The organism is Bifidobacterium sp. LH_416, assembly GCF_056357055.1.
On sequence record NZ_JBKEVJ010000001.1, the window covers coordinates 44,499 to 59,534 of the forward strand.

General features: G+C 55.4%; 13 protein-coding genes and 2 tRNA genes. 2 read left to right on the forward strand and 13 right to left on the reverse strand.

What is annotated here, in order from left to right:
* Positions 1-255: 255 nt before the first annotated feature.
* The 8 genes from AC1AY0_RS00190 to AC1AY0_RS00225 all read right to left on the reverse strand — a co-directional run bounded on the left by AC1AY0_RS00190 (position 256) and on the right by AC1AY0_RS00225 (position 9,111).
* Positions 256-456, reverse strand: a complete 201-nt coding sequence (locus AC1AY0_RS00190) for a hypothetical protein (protein ID WP_033891790.1) — start codon at positions 454-456, stop codon at positions 256-258.
* Between the two features lie 126 nt (positions 457-582).
* On the reverse strand, positions 583-1,833 hold the full coding sequence (locus tag AC1AY0_RS00195; protein ID WP_051917518.1) for a M20 family metallopeptidase: 1,251 nt from the start codon (positions 1,831-1,833) through the stop codon (positions 583-585).
* A gap of 130 nt (positions 1,834-1,963) precedes the next feature.
* Complete coding sequence (locus AC1AY0_RS00200) at positions 1,964-2,929, reverse strand: MetQ/NlpA family ABC transporter substrate-binding protein (RefSeq protein WP_033891791.1); 966 nt, start codon at positions 2,927-2,929, stop codon at positions 1,964-1,966.
* Between the two features lie 244 nt (positions 2,930-3,173).
* Positions 3,174-4,871, reverse strand: a complete 1,698-nt coding sequence (locus AC1AY0_RS00205) for an NAD+ synthase (protein ID WP_033891793.1) — start codon at positions 4,869-4,871, stop codon at positions 3,174-3,176.
* Positions 4,872-4,886: 15 nt separating this feature from the next.
* Positions 4,887-6,038, reverse strand: coding sequence for a M20 metallopeptidase family protein (locus AC1AY0_RS00210; RefSeq protein WP_033891794.1), 1,152 nt, complete (start codon positions 6,036-6,038; stop codon positions 4,887-4,889).
* A gap of 103 nt (positions 6,039-6,141) precedes the next feature.
* Positions 6,142-6,828, reverse strand: a complete 687-nt coding sequence (locus AC1AY0_RS00215; protein WP_033891795.1) for a methionine ABC transporter permease — start codon at positions 6,826-6,828, stop codon at positions 6,142-6,144.
* On the reverse strand, positions 6,828-8,009 hold the full coding sequence (locus AC1AY0_RS00220) for a methionine ABC transporter ATP-binding protein (RefSeq protein ID WP_033891796.1): 1,182 nt from the start codon (positions 8,007-8,009) through the stop codon (positions 6,828-6,830). The genes AC1AY0_RS00215 and AC1AY0_RS00220 overlap by 1 nt, the downstream gene beginning before the upstream one ends.
* A gap of 130 nt (positions 8,010-8,139) precedes the next feature.
* The gene (locus tag AC1AY0_RS00225; protein WP_476524705.1) at positions 8,140-9,111 is read right to left on the reverse strand and encodes a MetQ/NlpA family ABC transporter substrate-binding protein; all 972 of its coding nucleotides are present in this window, start codon (positions 9,109-9,111) and stop codon (positions 8,140-8,142) included.
* Between the two features lie 245 nt (positions 9,112-9,356).
* Here AC1AY0_RS00225 and AC1AY0_RS00230 point away from each other — a divergent pair, with 245 nt between their 5' ends.
* A complete protein-coding gene (locus tag AC1AY0_RS00230) occupies positions 9,357-10,163 on the forward strand; it encodes a Cof-type HAD-IIB family hydrolase (protein WP_033891866.1) in 807 nt (268 codons plus the stop codon).
* Positions 10,164-10,230: 67 nt separating this feature from the next.
* On the opposite strand, the gene AC1AY0_RS00235 is transcribed toward AC1AY0_RS00230, so the two are convergent.
* The 5 genes from AC1AY0_RS00235 to glmU form a co-directional block, all read right to left on the reverse strand.
* Positions 10,231-10,303: transfer RNA gene (locus tag AC1AY0_RS00235), tRNA-Ala, on the reverse strand.
* A 69-nt stretch (positions 10,304-10,372) separates the two neighbouring features.
* Positions 10,373-10,445, reverse strand: a tRNA-Ala gene (locus tag AC1AY0_RS00240).
* Positions 10,446-10,598: 153 nt separating this feature from the next.
* Positions 10,599-11,300, reverse strand: coding sequence for a histidine phosphatase family protein (locus AC1AY0_RS00245; protein WP_033891798.1), 702 nt, complete (start codon positions 11,298-11,300; stop codon positions 10,599-10,601).
* A 104-nt stretch (positions 11,301-11,404) separates the two neighbouring features.
* Positions 11,405-11,815, reverse strand: a complete 411-nt coding sequence (gene rsfS / locus AC1AY0_RS00250) for a ribosome silencing factor (RefSeq protein ID WP_033891800.1) — start codon at positions 11,813-11,815, stop codon at positions 11,405-11,407.
* A 3-nt stretch (positions 11,816-11,818) separates the two neighbouring features.
* Positions 11,819-13,201 (reverse strand): bifunctional UDP-N-acetylglucosamine diphosphorylase/glucosamine-1-phosphate N-acetyltransferase GlmU, encoded by a 1,383-nt coding sequence (gene glmU, locus AC1AY0_RS00255; protein WP_476524706.1) that lies wholly within the window; start codon positions 13,199-13,201, stop codon positions 11,819-11,821.
* A 389-nt stretch (positions 13,202-13,590) separates the two neighbouring features.
* Here glmU and AC1AY0_RS00260 point away from each other — a divergent pair, with 389 nt between their 5' ends.
* Positions 13,591-14,949 carry a tyrosine-type recombinase/integrase gene (locus AC1AY0_RS00260; RefSeq protein ID WP_476525404.1) on the forward strand — a complete coding sequence of 453 codons (1,359 nt, stop codon included), beginning with the start codon at positions 13,591-13,593 and terminating at the stop codon, positions 14,947-14,949.
* The last annotated feature ends 87 nt before the right edge of the window (positions 14,950-15,036 follow it).

The window sequence follows — 15,036 nt, forward strand, 5'->3', positions numbered from 1 at the left end:
TGGTCTCGCATCTTCACGGAACCATTGCCACTAAGTGTAGTTTGCACATGCTTGGGAAAAGCTGAAATTGCAAGTGAGCTATATCACATTCGTGTGATTTGCTTGATATTGCAACGTTTTGCACCGCAGACCATGAGCTACATCACAGTAAAACCGTCAATTTCAAACACAAATAATTGAACGTTTTCCCACAATGTGACCGTTAACAACGTTCACGTGTGCACAGGCAACCGCACACAGCAAGCCACTGCTATATCAGTGGCGATATCCTTCCCCGTTCCACTGACGGTTCTGTTCCTCCCATTTGGCGTTGCGATCAGCCACGATATCCCACGCGTGTTCGGCATCCTCCTTGCTCTTATACGGGCCCATACGCTGTTCGATTGGAGAAATAGGTCCGAGTTCCGCACGGCCCTTAACCATGTTGAAGTACCACTGCTTATCGTTCTCGCTCATATTTCCGTTCCCCTTCCTTCAATCAATTGAAGAATGCCTGTACGTTGATGGTGACTCGCAGCCGAGACACCATCAACATACAGGCACACATTATTCCGCTCATGCTCACATAAGCATGTATCCGGTTCAGACTACAGCGGCCACATCGGCTTCCTGCGTCTTGACGCGTGCGGCATGCTGTTCCTTAATCCGTTCAAGCAACGCAGGGTCAACAATCACATCAAGCGCGGTGTAGGCCAGTGCCTTGGAGGACCAACGGATTGATTCCAAACCGAATGGACTTGCAGCGGCAGCAGCCACCTTCTCATTATGCCCGCCGAGCTTTTCCGGGGAGATGGAGAACATCGGCTGGATGGTGGGCACCACTTGAGAAACATTGCCCACATCGCTGGAGCCGAAGCTCACCTTATCCTGTTCGGTCGGCTCAACCACTTGACCCAAGCTTTCCGCATTACGCTGCCAGACTTCATCGAACAGTGGAGTCGGAATCATATTATCAACTTGATTCTGGTATGGCTTCAACGTTCCGGTTGCTCCCGTAGCGAGCGCGGCACCGGCTACGATATTCTCTACTTTCTTGCGCAACGAGAGCAGTCCTGGTACTGAAGCGGAACGCAAATAGAACTTGGCTTTGGCATAGTCAGGCACCACATTCGGCTGCAAGCCACCGTCGGTGATAATGCCATGGACGCGCACGTCCTTGGGTAGATGCTGGCGAAGCGCATTGATTGAGTTGAATGTTTGGATCACACCATCCAGTGCATTGATGCCTTGCTCAGGCGTCGCCGCAGCGTGAGCGGCCTTGCCATGGAATTCGATGTCAATCGGCTGGCATGCAAGGTTGCGCGAGGACAGATAGTTGCCGCCAGCGTGCGGGTGAGCGCACAGCGCGATATCAACATCGTCGAAGAAACCATCCTTGACGAAGCTGCCTTTGGCGCTACCGTTTTCGCCGCCTTCCTCGCCCGGAGTGCCGTACACACGCAATTCGCCGCCGAATTCGTCGATGACGCGCTTCAATGACGCAGCAGCAAGCGACGAGTTGGGGCCAAAGACACTGTGGCCGCAACCATGCCCCACACCAGGCAGAGCATCATATTCAGCGAGGAATACCACAACCGGGCCTGGCTTACCGGTACGGTAGACGGCTTCGAAACCAGTGCGATGATCGGCAACGCCAAGAGTGACGTCGAATCCTTCTTCCTTGAGCTTGTTCGACAACGTCTCCGAAGCGAAGAATTCGTAGTTGCTGTATTCGGGCTTGTCGTGAATGGCCAAGGAAATACGCTGGTAGTCCGGCAACACCGAATCCACATAGTCGCTGATGCGCTGTTTGGCGTTGGCTACACGGGTTTCGATGGATTCCTGCTCGCTCATAGGTGCTGTACTCCTCGTTGATTGCGATTGATTGAGATTGATTGCGATTGCTGAAGGTTGATTAAGGCGGCTCATATACTGCTGAGCCGCCAGTTCATGAATGGAGATGATGCTTTCGCGTTAGCTTTGCTTACTTGGACAAATCGGATTCGATTTCAGCCAGGAAGCTCTGCAGTTCTTTGGCGCTGTAGTCGGTTGCCAGCACCGAAGTGCCCTTGGAATCTTCCTGTACGGCATCGGTAACGGTCTTGCTCTGGTAGATTTCGACGATCTTCTTGTACACCGGGTTGTTCACGTCGGCCTTGCGGGAGACGAACACGTTGATGTACGGCTTGGCGGAGTCGGCGCTTGGGTCGTCCTGGAAGATAGCGTCCTTCGGGTTAAGACCGGCATCCTTGATGTAGCTGTTGTTGATAATGCCTGCGGTCAGCTGCGGATCGTTGAGCGAGTTGGCGACTTTTTCGGCACCCAACGGCACGACCTTGACCTTGGATGCGGATTCGTCGATGTCGGACGGAGCGGTGACGGCAGTCCACTTGCTCTTCAGCGTTACCAGACCGGCCTTCTGCAGTACGCCAATGGCACGGGCCTGGTTGGTTTCGTCGTTCGGAATGGCGATGGTGTCGCCTTGCTTGATGTCGTCAACGCTCTTGACCTTGCTGGAATAGAGGCCCAGCGGCACGATTACGGTTCCGCCAATAGGCTGCAGGTCCTTGTTGTTCTTGACATTGTAGTTGGCCAGGTACAGCAAGTGCTGGAATTCGTTGAGATCAAGATCACCCTGATCAAGTGCTGGGTTTTCGGAAGTGTAATCCTGGAAGTCCACGATGTCGACGTGGATGCCTTGCTTCAGTGCTTCCTGCTTGAACACCTGCCATGGCTTGTCAGATGCGCCGACCACACCGATCTTGACCGGATTGGCTTCGGAGCCTTTTTCGGCGGTCGCATTGTTGGCGAATGCACGGTAGCCGAAGAAGCTTCCGGCCAGAACCAGTACCACCACCACGGCTGCGATGATGATGTTGCGCAGTGTATGGTTCACCCTCACCGGCTCCTGCGGATTAATGGGTGCCTGAGTCTGAGTTGCTGCGGACATTTCGATTTCCCCTCTGTTGAACGGTCAAGTCATTCCCTCGATGACATGACCCAACGATAGAGGCTGAAAGACGCCCTACTGCCCGTTTAGCCATACGGCCTGCTTATAGCCCGCTACGAGGCATTACGGGTTTTGCGCTTGATAACCGGTTATAAGCCGCCATTTATCTCAATATATGAGAAAAGCACCTCATGACGAGGTGCTTTTCTGCGGTGAAGAATGCGCTTCTAGCACGTAATCACTACTACTCGCGGAAGGCGTTGGTAACCGGCAAGCGGCGATCGCGGCCGAAAGCGAGTGCGGTGACCTTGGGGCCGAGCGGATACTGGCGGCGCTTCCATTCGGCGCGGTCAACCAATCGCATCACCGTATCCACCGTTGATTCATCGAAACCGTCTGCAAGCAAATCAGCACGGCCATGCGCATGTTCGATGTATGCGGCCAGTACCTTGTCGAGCAACGCGTACTCAGGCAGCGAATCGGAATCCTTCTGGCCAGGGCGGAGCTCGGCAGACGGAGCCTTCTCAATGGAAGACACCGGAATCATAATGCCGTCCTTGAGCGGCACTCCTGCATTGCCTTCCTCATTGCCGACGATCTTCAAACCACCGATGCCCACGCCTGCGGCTGCAGCCTTGTTGCGCCAACGGCTAATTTCCCAAACGCGGGTTTTCAACAGGTCCTTGATCGGAGCATAACCGCCGACCGCGTCACCGTAAATCGTGGAATAACCGCAAGCCAGCTCGGACTTGTTTCCGGTGGCCACGGCAAGCAAGCCACGCGAATTGGAGCTGGCCATCACAATCACGCCACGGATGCGGGCCTGCAGGTTCTCCGCGGAAACGCCTTCGAGATGCAATTGCTGCTGATAGGCATTGAACAACGGTTCAATAGGTTGCACCTCGTAATGTGCGCCGATGTTTTGAGCCAAATCAGCGGCATCATCCTTGGAACCGTCCGAGGAATACATGGACGGCATGGAGATACCCCACACGTTCTCTCCCCCGCATGCATCGGCAGCCATGGCAGCCACCAGTGCGGAATCGATACCGCCGGAAAGACCAAGGGTTACACCACGGAAGTGGTTCTTAGCCATGTAATCTTTCAAGCCCAGCACACAGGCCGTGTAGACTTCCTCATCCGGATCAAGCTCCGGAACAATTGTGGCCTTGGCCTGGTGTTCGGCCGTGGTGTCGAAGTCCCAGAAGGTCAGATTTTCCATGAACATCGGGCTGCGTTCCAGCAAAGTGCCATCGGCATCCACGACGAAGCTGCCGCCGTCGAACACCAAATCATCCTGTCCGCCAACCTGGTTGAGGTAAATCACCGGAGCATTGACTTCTGTGGCACGCTTCTGTGCCAGCTCGAAGCGGGTGTTGGTTTTGCCTTCCTCGTATGGCGAACCATTGATGGTAAGCAGCACATCGATATTCTTGTCCGCCAGTTCGGCAACCGGGCCGCCATCCTGCCAGATGTCCTCGCAAATGGCCACACCAATGCGAGCGCCATCAACGTCCAACGTTACGGAACGCTCACCTGCGGAGAAGATGCGGAATTCATCGAACACGCCATAGTTGGGCAGGAAATGCTTGTCATAGCCGGCCCAGACCACGCCTTCATGAAGCACCACGAGACGATTGCGCGGCTTGCTTGTGGCATGGTCGGTTCCAACGGTTCCCACCACAACGAACAGATCGCCAAGTTCTTCGTCGTTCAGCTTCTTGGCGAGTTCGTTGGCTTTTTCCCAAGCGGCTTGGCGGAAGGTGCGGCGCAATGCCAAATCCTCAATAGGGTATCCGGTCAGCGTCATTTCCGGGAAAACCACCACTTGGGCGTTGCCCTGGGCAGCCTTACGGGAGAAGTCAAGAACCTTGGCCGCGTTAGCGTCGAGTGCGCCGACGCAGGTGTCAATCTGGGCGAGTGCAAAACGTAGCTGTGTCATGGCTTCTTAGTGTACTCAGCTTAATTCGTGCAGCACACGCAGAGCGGCGTTGACATAGAAGTTTACGAATGTCGGAATCGATTCATCCAGCCCAACGAAGTGCGGGCTATGCCAGTCGGCGCAGCCTTCCTGACCATTGGAGCCCACGAATGCGAACACCGGCAGCGTCACCTTGGAGAATTCGCAGAAGTCCTCCCCCGCCATCGATGGACGAATCGGTTCAAGCTGCGCGTAATCATGCACATCCGCAGCCACAACTTTGGCCAAGCCGGAGTCTGAAACCAGCGGATCCTGGAAATCATCCCACATCACATCAGCGCTAATGCCATAAGCCTTGGCTGTGTGTTCCACAATCTCCTTGAATCGGCGGCCCACCAGATTGCCGTCTTCCTTATGGAAGTAGCGTACCGTGCCTTGGAAGCCGGCCTCTGCCGGTACCACGTTCCACACATCACCACCGTGCACTTCGGTCACTGACAGCACCAGCGGATGGAATGGAGTCACATTGCGGCTCACGATGGTTTGCAGGCTCATAATCATGCTGGCGAGCGCTTCAATCGGGCTCGTGCCCTTATATGGGTATCCGGCGTGCGAGCCCGAGGCGTGAATGTCAACGCGGAACTTCACACATCCGGCCATCATCGGTTCCACACCGATGGCCAACTGTCCGGGAGCATAGTTCGGATTATTGTGCGTGCCGATGATGGCCTCTACATCGTCCACCAATCCAGCATCAATCATTGCGCGGGCGCCTTGGCCGGTTTCCTCGCTGGGCTGGAACAGAATCTTGATTGAACCGGCGAACTTGTCACGATGCTCGGCAAGCCAGAATGCGGCTCCCAGCAAACCGGTCATATGCAGGTCGTGACCGCAGCCGTGCATCACACCATGGTTGACCGAGGCGAATTCCAAGCCGGTATCTTCCACGATGGGCAGGCCGTCGATATCGGCGCGCAATCCGATGCGCGGCCCGGGGCCGGCTTGCCCTTCGATTAATCCCACGACGCCGGTTTCCATAGGATTCGGCAATACTTCGATGCCGTGCGCCTTGAGCTGGTCGGCCAGGTAAATACTGGTATCGAATTCTTTGAAGCTCCGCTCGGGGTGGGCGTGGAGATAGTGACGGATGGAGATAAGTTCCGGATCGAAATCGATATGTTCACTCATAGTTGGCGATTCTAGTAATGTGTGCGTTTGCTTATGGAAAATCTCTCACTGGAATACATCCAGTGAGAGATTACAACAGATATTGAGCGTTGAATCAGGCAGCTTACTGCTGGCGCTTCAGCAGTTTCTTGGCGATGGCGTTGGCGATGCCCTGCACCACCTGCACCAGCACGATCATGATGATGACAGCTGTCCAGGTGACGGTCTGATCGAACTTCTGATAACCGTAGGCGATGGCGAAGTTACCGAGACCGCCACCGCCGATGTATCCGGCCATGGCGGACATATCAAGTACGCCGATGAACAGGAACGCATAAGCGAGAATCAGCGGAGCAAGTGCTTCAGGAATCAGTACCGTGCGAATAATGGTGAGCTTGCTTGCACCCATGGAGCGCGCGGCCTCAATCATGCCCGGATCAACAGGCACCAGATTCTGTTCGACCAGTCGGGATGTGGCAAAGGTGCACATCACCACCATCGGGAAGATTGCGGCAACGGTACCAATGGATGTACCAACCACGACGATGGTGAGCGGCTGCATGGCAGCAAGGAAGATGATGAATGGGATGGGTCGAACGATATTGACGATGACGTCGAGAATGCGGTACACGATGGCGTTCTCGAACAGGTTGCCCGGACGGGTTCCATACAGTACTACGCCAAGAATCAGGCCCAGCAAACCGCCGACGACCAAGGTGATGAGCACCATGGTGAGCGTCTGCCCGATGGATTCGAACAGCAGCGGACGCAGCACAGTCCAATCGCTATGAGAGTTGGCGAGCGTAATCATCATTCAGCTCCTTCGTTCGTTGCGGCCGGCGTTTCAGCAGACGGTTCAGTCGACAGTTCAACAGGCTGCGACTGCGGCGAATATCCGGAAACCGCTTCGGCATAATCCACCGGCTGTGCAGCAGTACCAAAGTCGACTACGTCACTGTCTTGCGCAAGTTCTTTCAGGAACGGCTCCACATTGGGTCCGCTGAATTCATACGTGATGGCTCCGATGGCCGTGCCGCGAACCGTGTCGATCCCGCCGTACAGCAAGCTGGATTCCACACCATGCTTGGCAATCAATCCGGAAATGTTCTGGCCGGACGCACCAACCGTATGGCCGTGGGAACCGGACACATCCTTCTGACGAATCAGCACGGTGACGATACGGCCTGACCATTCTTGATGCAGCCGATCGACGCGTTCCTCTTCCGGAAGGCCGGACAGTGCGGTAGCGATGAAGCGCTTGGTGACCGGCTGCTGAGGTGCTGCGAATACGTCGTAGACATCGCCCGCTTCCACCACACGGCCGGAGCTCATAACGGCCACACGGCCAGCGATCTGCTGGACCACGTTCATCTGATGGGTAATCAGCACGATGGTGATGCCGAATTCCTCATTGACTCGCTTGAGTAGGTTCAGCACTTCGGTAGTGGTTTCTGGGTCAAGAGCGCTGGTAGCCTCATCGGCAAGCAGAATCTCCGGGTTCGTGGCTAATGCGCGGGCAATGCCGACGCGCTGCTTCTGGCCACCGGAAAGCTGCGACGGGTACTTGTCGGCATGTTCGGAAAGACCCACGAAGTCCAGCAACTCCGCCACACGGCGATCCTGATAATCCTTGCGCCAATGGTCCAGTTGCAGCGGGTATGCGATGTTCTGCGCCACGGTTTTGGTGGAGAACAGATTGAACTGCTGGAAAATCATGCCGATTTTCTGGCGAATCGGACGCAATTTTGCTTCGCTCAGTTTGGTGATATCGGTACCGAGCACCGTCACACTGCCCGAAGTTGGGCGTTCAAGGGCGTTAATCAGGCGCACCAGTGTGGACTTGCCAGCACCTGAATATCCGATGATGCCGAAAATGTCACCACGGTTGATAGCCAGGCTTACGTCATCCACAGCTCGAGTGGCGGCACCACCGTGCCCACGTGTCTTGAATTCCTTGACCACATGGTCGAAGGTGATGATTGGCTCGCTCATGGTCCTCCCTGATTGTGCCTGTGTTCCTGAAATGTAATCGGCTATGCCGAGTGAGGTTACTATCACGACTGGTCGTGGCAGATTCCCTCACCCGGCATGAGCGATTGCGAATACTGATCGTGCTTTAGGCTTACTGAGCCTTGGCGTCCTTTTCAATGTCTGCCAGGAAGCCCTGCAGCTCCTTGCCGGTGAACTTGTCGGCAAAGACAGCGGTACCACCGGACTTCTCCTGGAGCGCGTCCAGCACATCCTGCTCGTGGAAGATGTCCACCAGCTTCTTGTAGGTCTCGTTGTTGACGTCATCCTTGCGGGCCACCCACACGTTGATGTACGGGCGGGCTTCCTCAGATTCAGCGTTGTCCTGGTAGATGGCGTCCTTCGGGTCAAGACCGGCATCAGCCACGTAATCGTTGTTAATCACGCCTGCGGCAATGGTCGGATCCTTCAGCATGGTTGCCACCTGTTCAGCCTTCAACGGAGTGACCTTGACCTTGCTCTTGGCCTCATCGATATCAGCCGGAGTGGAGAATGCGGTCCAGTCGCTCTTCAGCGTAACGAGACCGGCAGCCTTAAGAACACCGATAGCACGAGCCTGGTTGGTCTCATCGTTTGGAATGGTCACCGTAGCGCCCTGCTGGATATCCTTGATGTCCTTGACCTTGGTGGAGTAGACGCCCAGCGGGTAGATGGCGGTGCCGCCGATGGGCTGCAGGTCCTTGTTGTTGCTCACGTTGTAGTTGGCCAGGTACAGCAGGTGCTGGAACTCGTTCAGGTCGAGCTCGCCGGAGTCAAGAGCCGGGTTTTCGGAAGTGTAGTCCTGGAAGTCCACGATATCGACGTAGATGCCGGCCTTCTCTGCCTTCTGCTTGAACAGCACCCATTCCGGATCGGTTGCGCCGACCACACCGATCTTGACCGGATTATCCTTGGAACCCTTCACGGCTTCCTGGTTGGCGTTGGAATAAGCGCGGAAGCCGAAGAATGCGGCTACGGCGATAATGGCGACGACTACAATGGCGATGATGATGTTGCGCGGCGTATTGTTCACGCGCACCGGCTCATTGTTGTTGGCCGGAGTAGCTGGTTGGTTTGCTGCGGTCATGGTCTTTCTTTCCTCTTCTTCTTAGCGTTCATTCGCGCTATCGCCATGTCTTGAACGTACACGGCTTTCGCTGATGGACGTGTTACACAATAGCGGCTGAACTGCGCTGAATACACCGAAAATGGCGAATTGCCGTATAGGTGTTGTTTATGACCGGTATGAGATTCCGCACAACACTGCGGTTTTTCGAAGTAATGGCGGCGTGGCGCTACGTATTCGTATGGACGTTTACGGACAATGAAAGCATGACCAACAACGACATCAAGGCCGTGTTTTTTGACATTGACGGCACACTGACCAGCTTTGCCACGCATAAGGTTCCCGATTCCACCGTGAAGGCGATTCATCAGCTTCAAAGCAAGGGCATCAAAGTGCTTATCTGCACCGGCCGTGCTCCTTCGCAGATGAATGTGGTGCTGGATACTATGCCGGTTTCTTTCGATGGCATTGTGGCATTCAACGGGCAGTACTGTTTCGATGATTCCGGCTTCTTTGCTTCTCAGTCCATTGAGCCGGCTGATATTCAGGTGATTCTCGATTGGCTGGATAAGCACCCGGATGTGGTAGCTAATTTCGGTGAACAAGATTACGTGTATTTCAATCAAACCAATGAGGCGCTGCGAGCCACGTGGGCACAACTTGGCAAAACAGCACCTACACGGTATTTCGATGACCCTCATCAGCGTGCGTTAACGCATGAGACGTTCCAGATCAGCCCGTTTATTGGCCCTGATGAGGAGGCCGATTTAGTGGGACTGTGCGGCAATGTGCGCGGCGTGCGCTGGCATCCTGATTTCACTGATTTGATTCCGGCCGATGGTGGCAAACCTCGCGGTATTCAACGTTTTATGCAGCATTACGGTATTGCGCGAGAACAGACCATGGCTTTTGGCGATGGCGGCAATGATACGGATATGCTCGCCTACGCTGGCATTGGCGTGGCAATGGGTAACGCCACTGACACACCTAAAGCCGCTGCTGATTATGTGACCGACGATGTGGATCATGATGGCGTGTTGAATGCGCTGAAGCATTTCGAGATATTGTCCTGAAACTTTGCAGGATAGACAACGGATGAACAACGCAAAAGGCCGGCGCTTACTGCACCGGCCTTGTTTGTGGAGCTAAGGGGATTCGAACCCCTGACCCTCTCCATGCCATGGAGATGCGCTACCAGCTGCGCTATAGCCCCAAATGGGTTGATTCACAATCATATGAATCATGAGGAAGCTATCAATGCTGACTATCAATAACCTCTTTGTGGAGCTAAGGGGATTCGAACCCCTGACCCTCTCCATGCCATGGAGATGCGCTACCAGCTGCGCTATAGCCCCGTTTTCAGTTGTTGGCCCGTCGTTCGGACCTCGTATACATTACGACGGAATGAACGATAGGGCAAATCGGCGTGTCGCCAAATCACATGCACGTGATTTGGCAGATGTTCAGTAGGGATAACAAGTGCCGTTATCCCTACTGAACATTGCGATTCAGCGTTCCTTCTCCCACTCATCCGTATCGGCAATGGCGGGTCCGTGGTTGTAATCCAGCAATCGCCAACGAGTTGGCTCACCTTCAATATCCATCGGAATCAAACGCACCCAATGCGCGTTGCGCATCGACAGCAGGGACGCGAATGTGGAGTCAACCTTGCTTAAGCCCAACAGCGTTTGCAAGGTTTGAGAGATCCACGCGCCATGGGAGAACACGAACAGATCAGTGTCCATGCCGGCGCGTGTGGACCAATCTTCCAATGCTTCAACGCCACGCTTGCCTACATCTTCCTTGGCTTCGGCATGGTATTTCATCTCGCCACCGCGATGTTCCATCCATGAGCGGAAGTCCTCCGGATAGCGTTGGGCGAGTTCAGAGACAGCATGACCATCCCAGTCGCCAAAACTCCGTTCGCGCACGCGTACGTCATCATGAACAGGCGCTCCACCCAAAGCATCAGCAAAGGCTTGTGCTGTGGCATGCGCACGAACCAAATCAGAGCAGACAATAAGTCGATGATCGGTTTCCGGCCTGCGGTCCACATACAGATCTTTGAGTGCGGCAGCGGTTTGCTTCACCTGCCACTGCCCTACTGCGTCCAGCGGAATATCCACTTGCCCTTGCAGCTTATGCGCCGCGTTGTATGACGTACGGCCATGACGAACCAAAAAAATAGAACGGACATGCTGAAGTGCCATAAAACAGTCCTTAGCTCTGGTACCAACAGAAACAACAGATGATTGCAGAATGCGTGTGGCGGCAAGGTTATGTCCACTGCCGCCACACGCATTGCTATCGCTTGCTAGTCAGCCAAATCGGCAGTCGATTCACGAACTACCGTTTCCGGATGCTCAAGCTGTAGATCAATGGATTCGCAATCCTTCCACAGTCGCTCTAAACCATAGAATTCGCGAGCTTCATCATGCATAACGTGAACGACGAAGTCACCATAGTCAAGCAGCACCCACTGGCCTTCGGTTAATCCCTCACGTGAACGAGGCTCACGGCCCTCGCATTTGAGATACAAATCCTTTTCGATTTCCTCGGCCACTGCCAGTACCTGACGTTCATTCGAAGCGCCGGCAATCATCATAATGTCAGTGATACCAAGCAAATCGGCAACATCGAAAGCCACGATATCCGTAGCTTTGATGCGGTCAGCAGCTGCAGCCGCCACGCGAACGGCATTAATGGAGTCCTGAAGCGCCGGCATTGATCAGCGCTCCCAGGCGGGCTTCCAGCCCTCAACGTTGTGCTGCGTGTTTTCGGAATAGACCATCGTGTCATCGGGCACGGTATGGCGGATCACGGAACCGGCACCGGTGGTCACATTGTCTCCCACCTGAACCGGAGCCACGAACAGGTTGCCGGCTCCCACATGGCAGCCGGAACCGATGGTGGTGCGGTTCTTGTGCACGCCGTCATAGTTGGCGGTGATAGTGCCGCCACCGATGTTGGTGTGATCGCCGAGCTGGGCATCGCCCACGTAGCTTAAGTGCGGCACCTTCGTACCGTTGCCGATATGGGCCTTCTTCATTTCCACGAAGGCACCGGCCTTGGCGTCCTCGCCGAACTCGTTGCCCGGGCGCAGATAGGTCCATGGGCCGATGTTCGTGCGTGCGCCAATGTGAGATTCCTGCACGCGGGAGCGCTCAACCACTGCCTCGGCATCGACCGTGGCGTCAATCAGCGTGGTGTATGGGCCCACCACAGCATCCTCACCAATTACCGTATGGCCCTGAAGGAAGGAGCCTGGCAGAATGGTGGCGTCGCGGCCGATTTCCACGTCGTCTTCAATCCATGTGGTTTCCGGATCGAGAATGGTCACGCCGTCGCGCATCCAACGCTCACATACGCGGCGGTTATAGGTCTTGGACAGAGCGGCCAACTGTACGCGGTCGTTGACGCCTTCCACAGTGAGCGGATCAGGAGCTGCGAAAGCGCCGACCTTACCGGAAGCCTTGGCAGTTTCCAAAGCATCAGTCAAGTAGAACTCACCTTGAGCGTTATTGGACTTCAGTCCGGCGATGGCCTCAGACAGTACGGAGGCTTCAAACACGTATACGGACGTGTTCACTTCCTGCACGGCAAGTTCGCTACGGTTAGCGTCCTTCTGCTCCACAATGCGCAATACGTTGCCTTCACGGTCGCGAATGATTCGACCGTAGCCGGTTGGATCGTCCAGAATCGTGGTGAGCACAGTGGCACCGTTGCCGGAAGCGTTATGGAATTCCACCAGCTTGCGCAGGGTTTCGCTATCAAGCAGCGGCATATCGGACGCGGCAATCAGTACCGGCCCATTGAGTTCACCAGCCTCAGTCAGCTGAGCCATGGCGCACTGCACGGCGCGGCCGGTGCCAGGGATATCGTCCTGGTTGACGATGGTCACGTTTTCATCGTATGAGCGTGCAGCTTCGGCCACGCGCTCAGCTTGGAAGTGCACGACCACTGCGAGCGTATCGGGGTCCAGTGCCGCTACAGAGTTCATCACCCTGTTCAGGAAAGTCTTGCCGGCAAAGGTGTGCAGCACCTTCGGCTTGTTGGAACGCATACGAGTGCCCTCGCCTGCGGCGAGGATGATGGCTGCGGATAATGCCATAAGTGACGTATTCCCTTCGATTCGGAATAACTTGTGCTATTGCAAACAATCTAAAAGAATAGACGGAAAAACAAATAACGGCCACTCGAATGTCGAGCGGCCGTTATTATGGGCTCCCCCACCTGGACTCGCACCTTTTACTGCTTCTTCTGCTGCTGTGTTTATGCTCTGATTCATCTTTCGGAAATCAGAATCCGAAAAAGCTTGCTACAGCCTGCATCCTTCTCTCTTCTGGCAAACTCTAGAGAAGGTGTCCATGTCTCTTTCGTTGTTCGGTAGTTGTTTCGTTTCCCTGTCTGATTCGGTGTTTCAGGTGCATTTTCAGGTGCACGGCTAATGTCCGGTAAACCGCTTCCTTTCAGGGATTGCCACGGAAGGAAGTGGTTGAAATGGGTGCACAGAGTAGTTCAGACGGGCATCGCCGCTTCGGCTCCGTGGTCGCTAGGAAGCGTGCCGATGGCACGGTGTCGGCCTGGTTGGCGAGGTATCCGAATCCCATCGAACCTTCCAAGCGCGTTCAGAGGGCATTCGGGCCGGACGATCGCGCGGCCGCGGAGGATTGGCTTCGTTCGGAGAGCCTGCTTGTGGATCTGCATCGTCGCGGTGTTCAGGAGTGGGTTCATCCCAAGGTACGGGATCGTCGTCGTAGGGCCATGTCGATGCGGTTCCACGAGCTGGCGGACTGGTATGTGGAGAATCATCGCAAACCGGATGGTACGGCCTTGCGTGGGGGCGCGAAGAGGAATCTACGGACGGATGTAGGGCATTTGAAGGATGTGTTCGGTGATCTTCTGCTTACCGACATCACGCCGGATGTGATCGCGAAATGGTATTTCGGCCCTCATGATGAGGGCGCGTGGGTGTTTCCTCGCATGTGTCAGCGGTTGAACGCGATTCTTTCGATTGCCTGTTCCGATTCGTTCGGTGGCGACATGCCTTTGTTGGAGTCGAATCCGTTCACTCTGCCCATGCCTCCTGATCCGGAGCCGAAGTCATGGGAGGTTCCTCCTCTTACCGCGGCCCAGTTGCGCGGACTGTATGAACATATGCCGGAGTATACGCGTCTTTCCGTGCTTCTTGCCGTGTGGGCAGGCGGCATGCGCATCGGCGAGGTGTGCGCGTTGAGGGTTTCCGATTTGGATCTGGATATGCGTCTCATGAGGGTCGAGCATTCGGTGTGCCGTGACGAGGATGATCTCGGTGTTACGGTCCTCGGGCCGGTGAAGAGCCGTCATTCACGTCGTGTGTGCGTTCTTCCCGAGGTCTTGGTTCCTTTGATCAGGAAGCATATAGAGGATCATTGCGACCCCGGCAACCCGATGTTGTTCCAGGCTCGAAAGGGAGGGATTCTGGCTCGTAACACGTTGGCCACCCAGTTCCGGAACGCGCGTGAGAAGGCCGGTTGCCCGGGTGCGACGTTCCGCACGCTCCGGGTCACGCATACGACCCAGCTGCTGCAGCATGGGGGCACGGTCCGTGAGGCTATGGACAGCATCGGGGATTCGACCCAGGAGGTGGTCATGCGTCATTACACGCGGACCATTCCCGAGCATCAGAAGGATGTGGTCAACAGGATGGCCGATTCGATGTCGGCCAAGGATGACGCTCTGATGCGTCTGCTGGGCGTCGTGTCGAAGGACGGCCCGCAGGGCTTGTCGTTCGTCGGGAACGCCGAGGAACTGTCCGAGATCATGAGGAGGATCCAGGAGCTGTTCGCCATGATCGGCTCCCTGGTCCCCTCCGCCTGAATCTTTCCGCGCCCGCCTCGTTATCGTTCCCGCCCGACCTGGGTTCCGTGTGGTGTTTTGGAATCGGTTCGTGATCCGGGTTGGGAG

What these genes read in the sequence shown, in the direction of transcription:
- AC1AY0_RS00190 (WP_033891790.1), bottom strand. Translation starts at nt 456, where the DNA reads ATGAGCGAGAACGATAAGCAGTGGTACTTCAACATGGTTAAGGGCCGT.
- AC1AY0_RS00195 (WP_051917518.1), bottom strand. Translation starts at nt 1,833, where the DNA reads ATGAGCGAGCAGGAATCCATCGAAACCCGTGTAGCCAACGCCAAACAG.
- AC1AY0_RS00200 (WP_033891791.1), bottom strand. Translation starts at nt 2,929, where the DNA reads ATGTCCGCAGCAACTCAGACTCAGGCACCCATTAATCCGCAGGAGCCG.
- AC1AY0_RS00205 (WP_033891793.1), bottom strand. Translation starts at nt 4,871, where the DNA reads ATGACACAGCTACGTTTTGCACTCGCCCAGATTGACACCTGCGTCGGC.
- AC1AY0_RS00210 (WP_033891794.1), bottom strand. Translation starts at nt 6,038, where the DNA reads ATGAGTGAACATATCGATTTCGATCCGGAACTTATCTCCATCCGTCAC.
- AC1AY0_RS00215 (WP_033891795.1), bottom strand. Translation starts at nt 6,828, where the DNA reads ATGATTACGCTCGCCAACTCTCATAGCGATTGGACTGTGCTGCGTCCG.
- AC1AY0_RS00220 (WP_033891796.1), bottom strand. Translation starts at nt 8,009, where the DNA reads ATGAGCGAGCCAATCATCACCTTCGACCATGTGGTCAAGGAATTCAAG.
- AC1AY0_RS00225 (WP_476524705.1), bottom strand. Translation starts at nt 9,111, where the DNA reads ATGACCGCAGCAAACCAACCAGCTACTCCGGCCAACAACAATGAGCCG.
- AC1AY0_RS00230 (WP_033891866.1), top strand. Translation starts at nt 9,357, where the DNA reads ATGACCAACAACGACATCAAGGCCGTGTTTTTTGACATTGACGGCACA.
- AC1AY0_RS00245 (WP_033891798.1), bottom strand. Translation starts at nt 11,300, where the DNA reads ATGGCACTTCAGCATGTCCGTTCTATTTTTTTGGTTCGTCATGGCCGT.
- rsfS (WP_033891800.1), bottom strand. Translation starts at nt 11,815, where the DNA reads ATGCCGGCGCTTCAGGACTCCATTAATGCCGTTCGCGTGGCGGCTGCA.
- glmU (WP_476524706.1), bottom strand. Translation starts at nt 13,201, where the DNA reads ATGGCATTATCCGCAGCCATCATCCTCGCCGCAGGCGAGGGCACTCGT.
- AC1AY0_RS00260 (WP_476525404.1), top strand. Translation starts at nt 13,591, where the DNA reads ATGGGTGCACAGAGTAGTTCAGACGGGCATCGCCGCTTCGGCTCCGTG.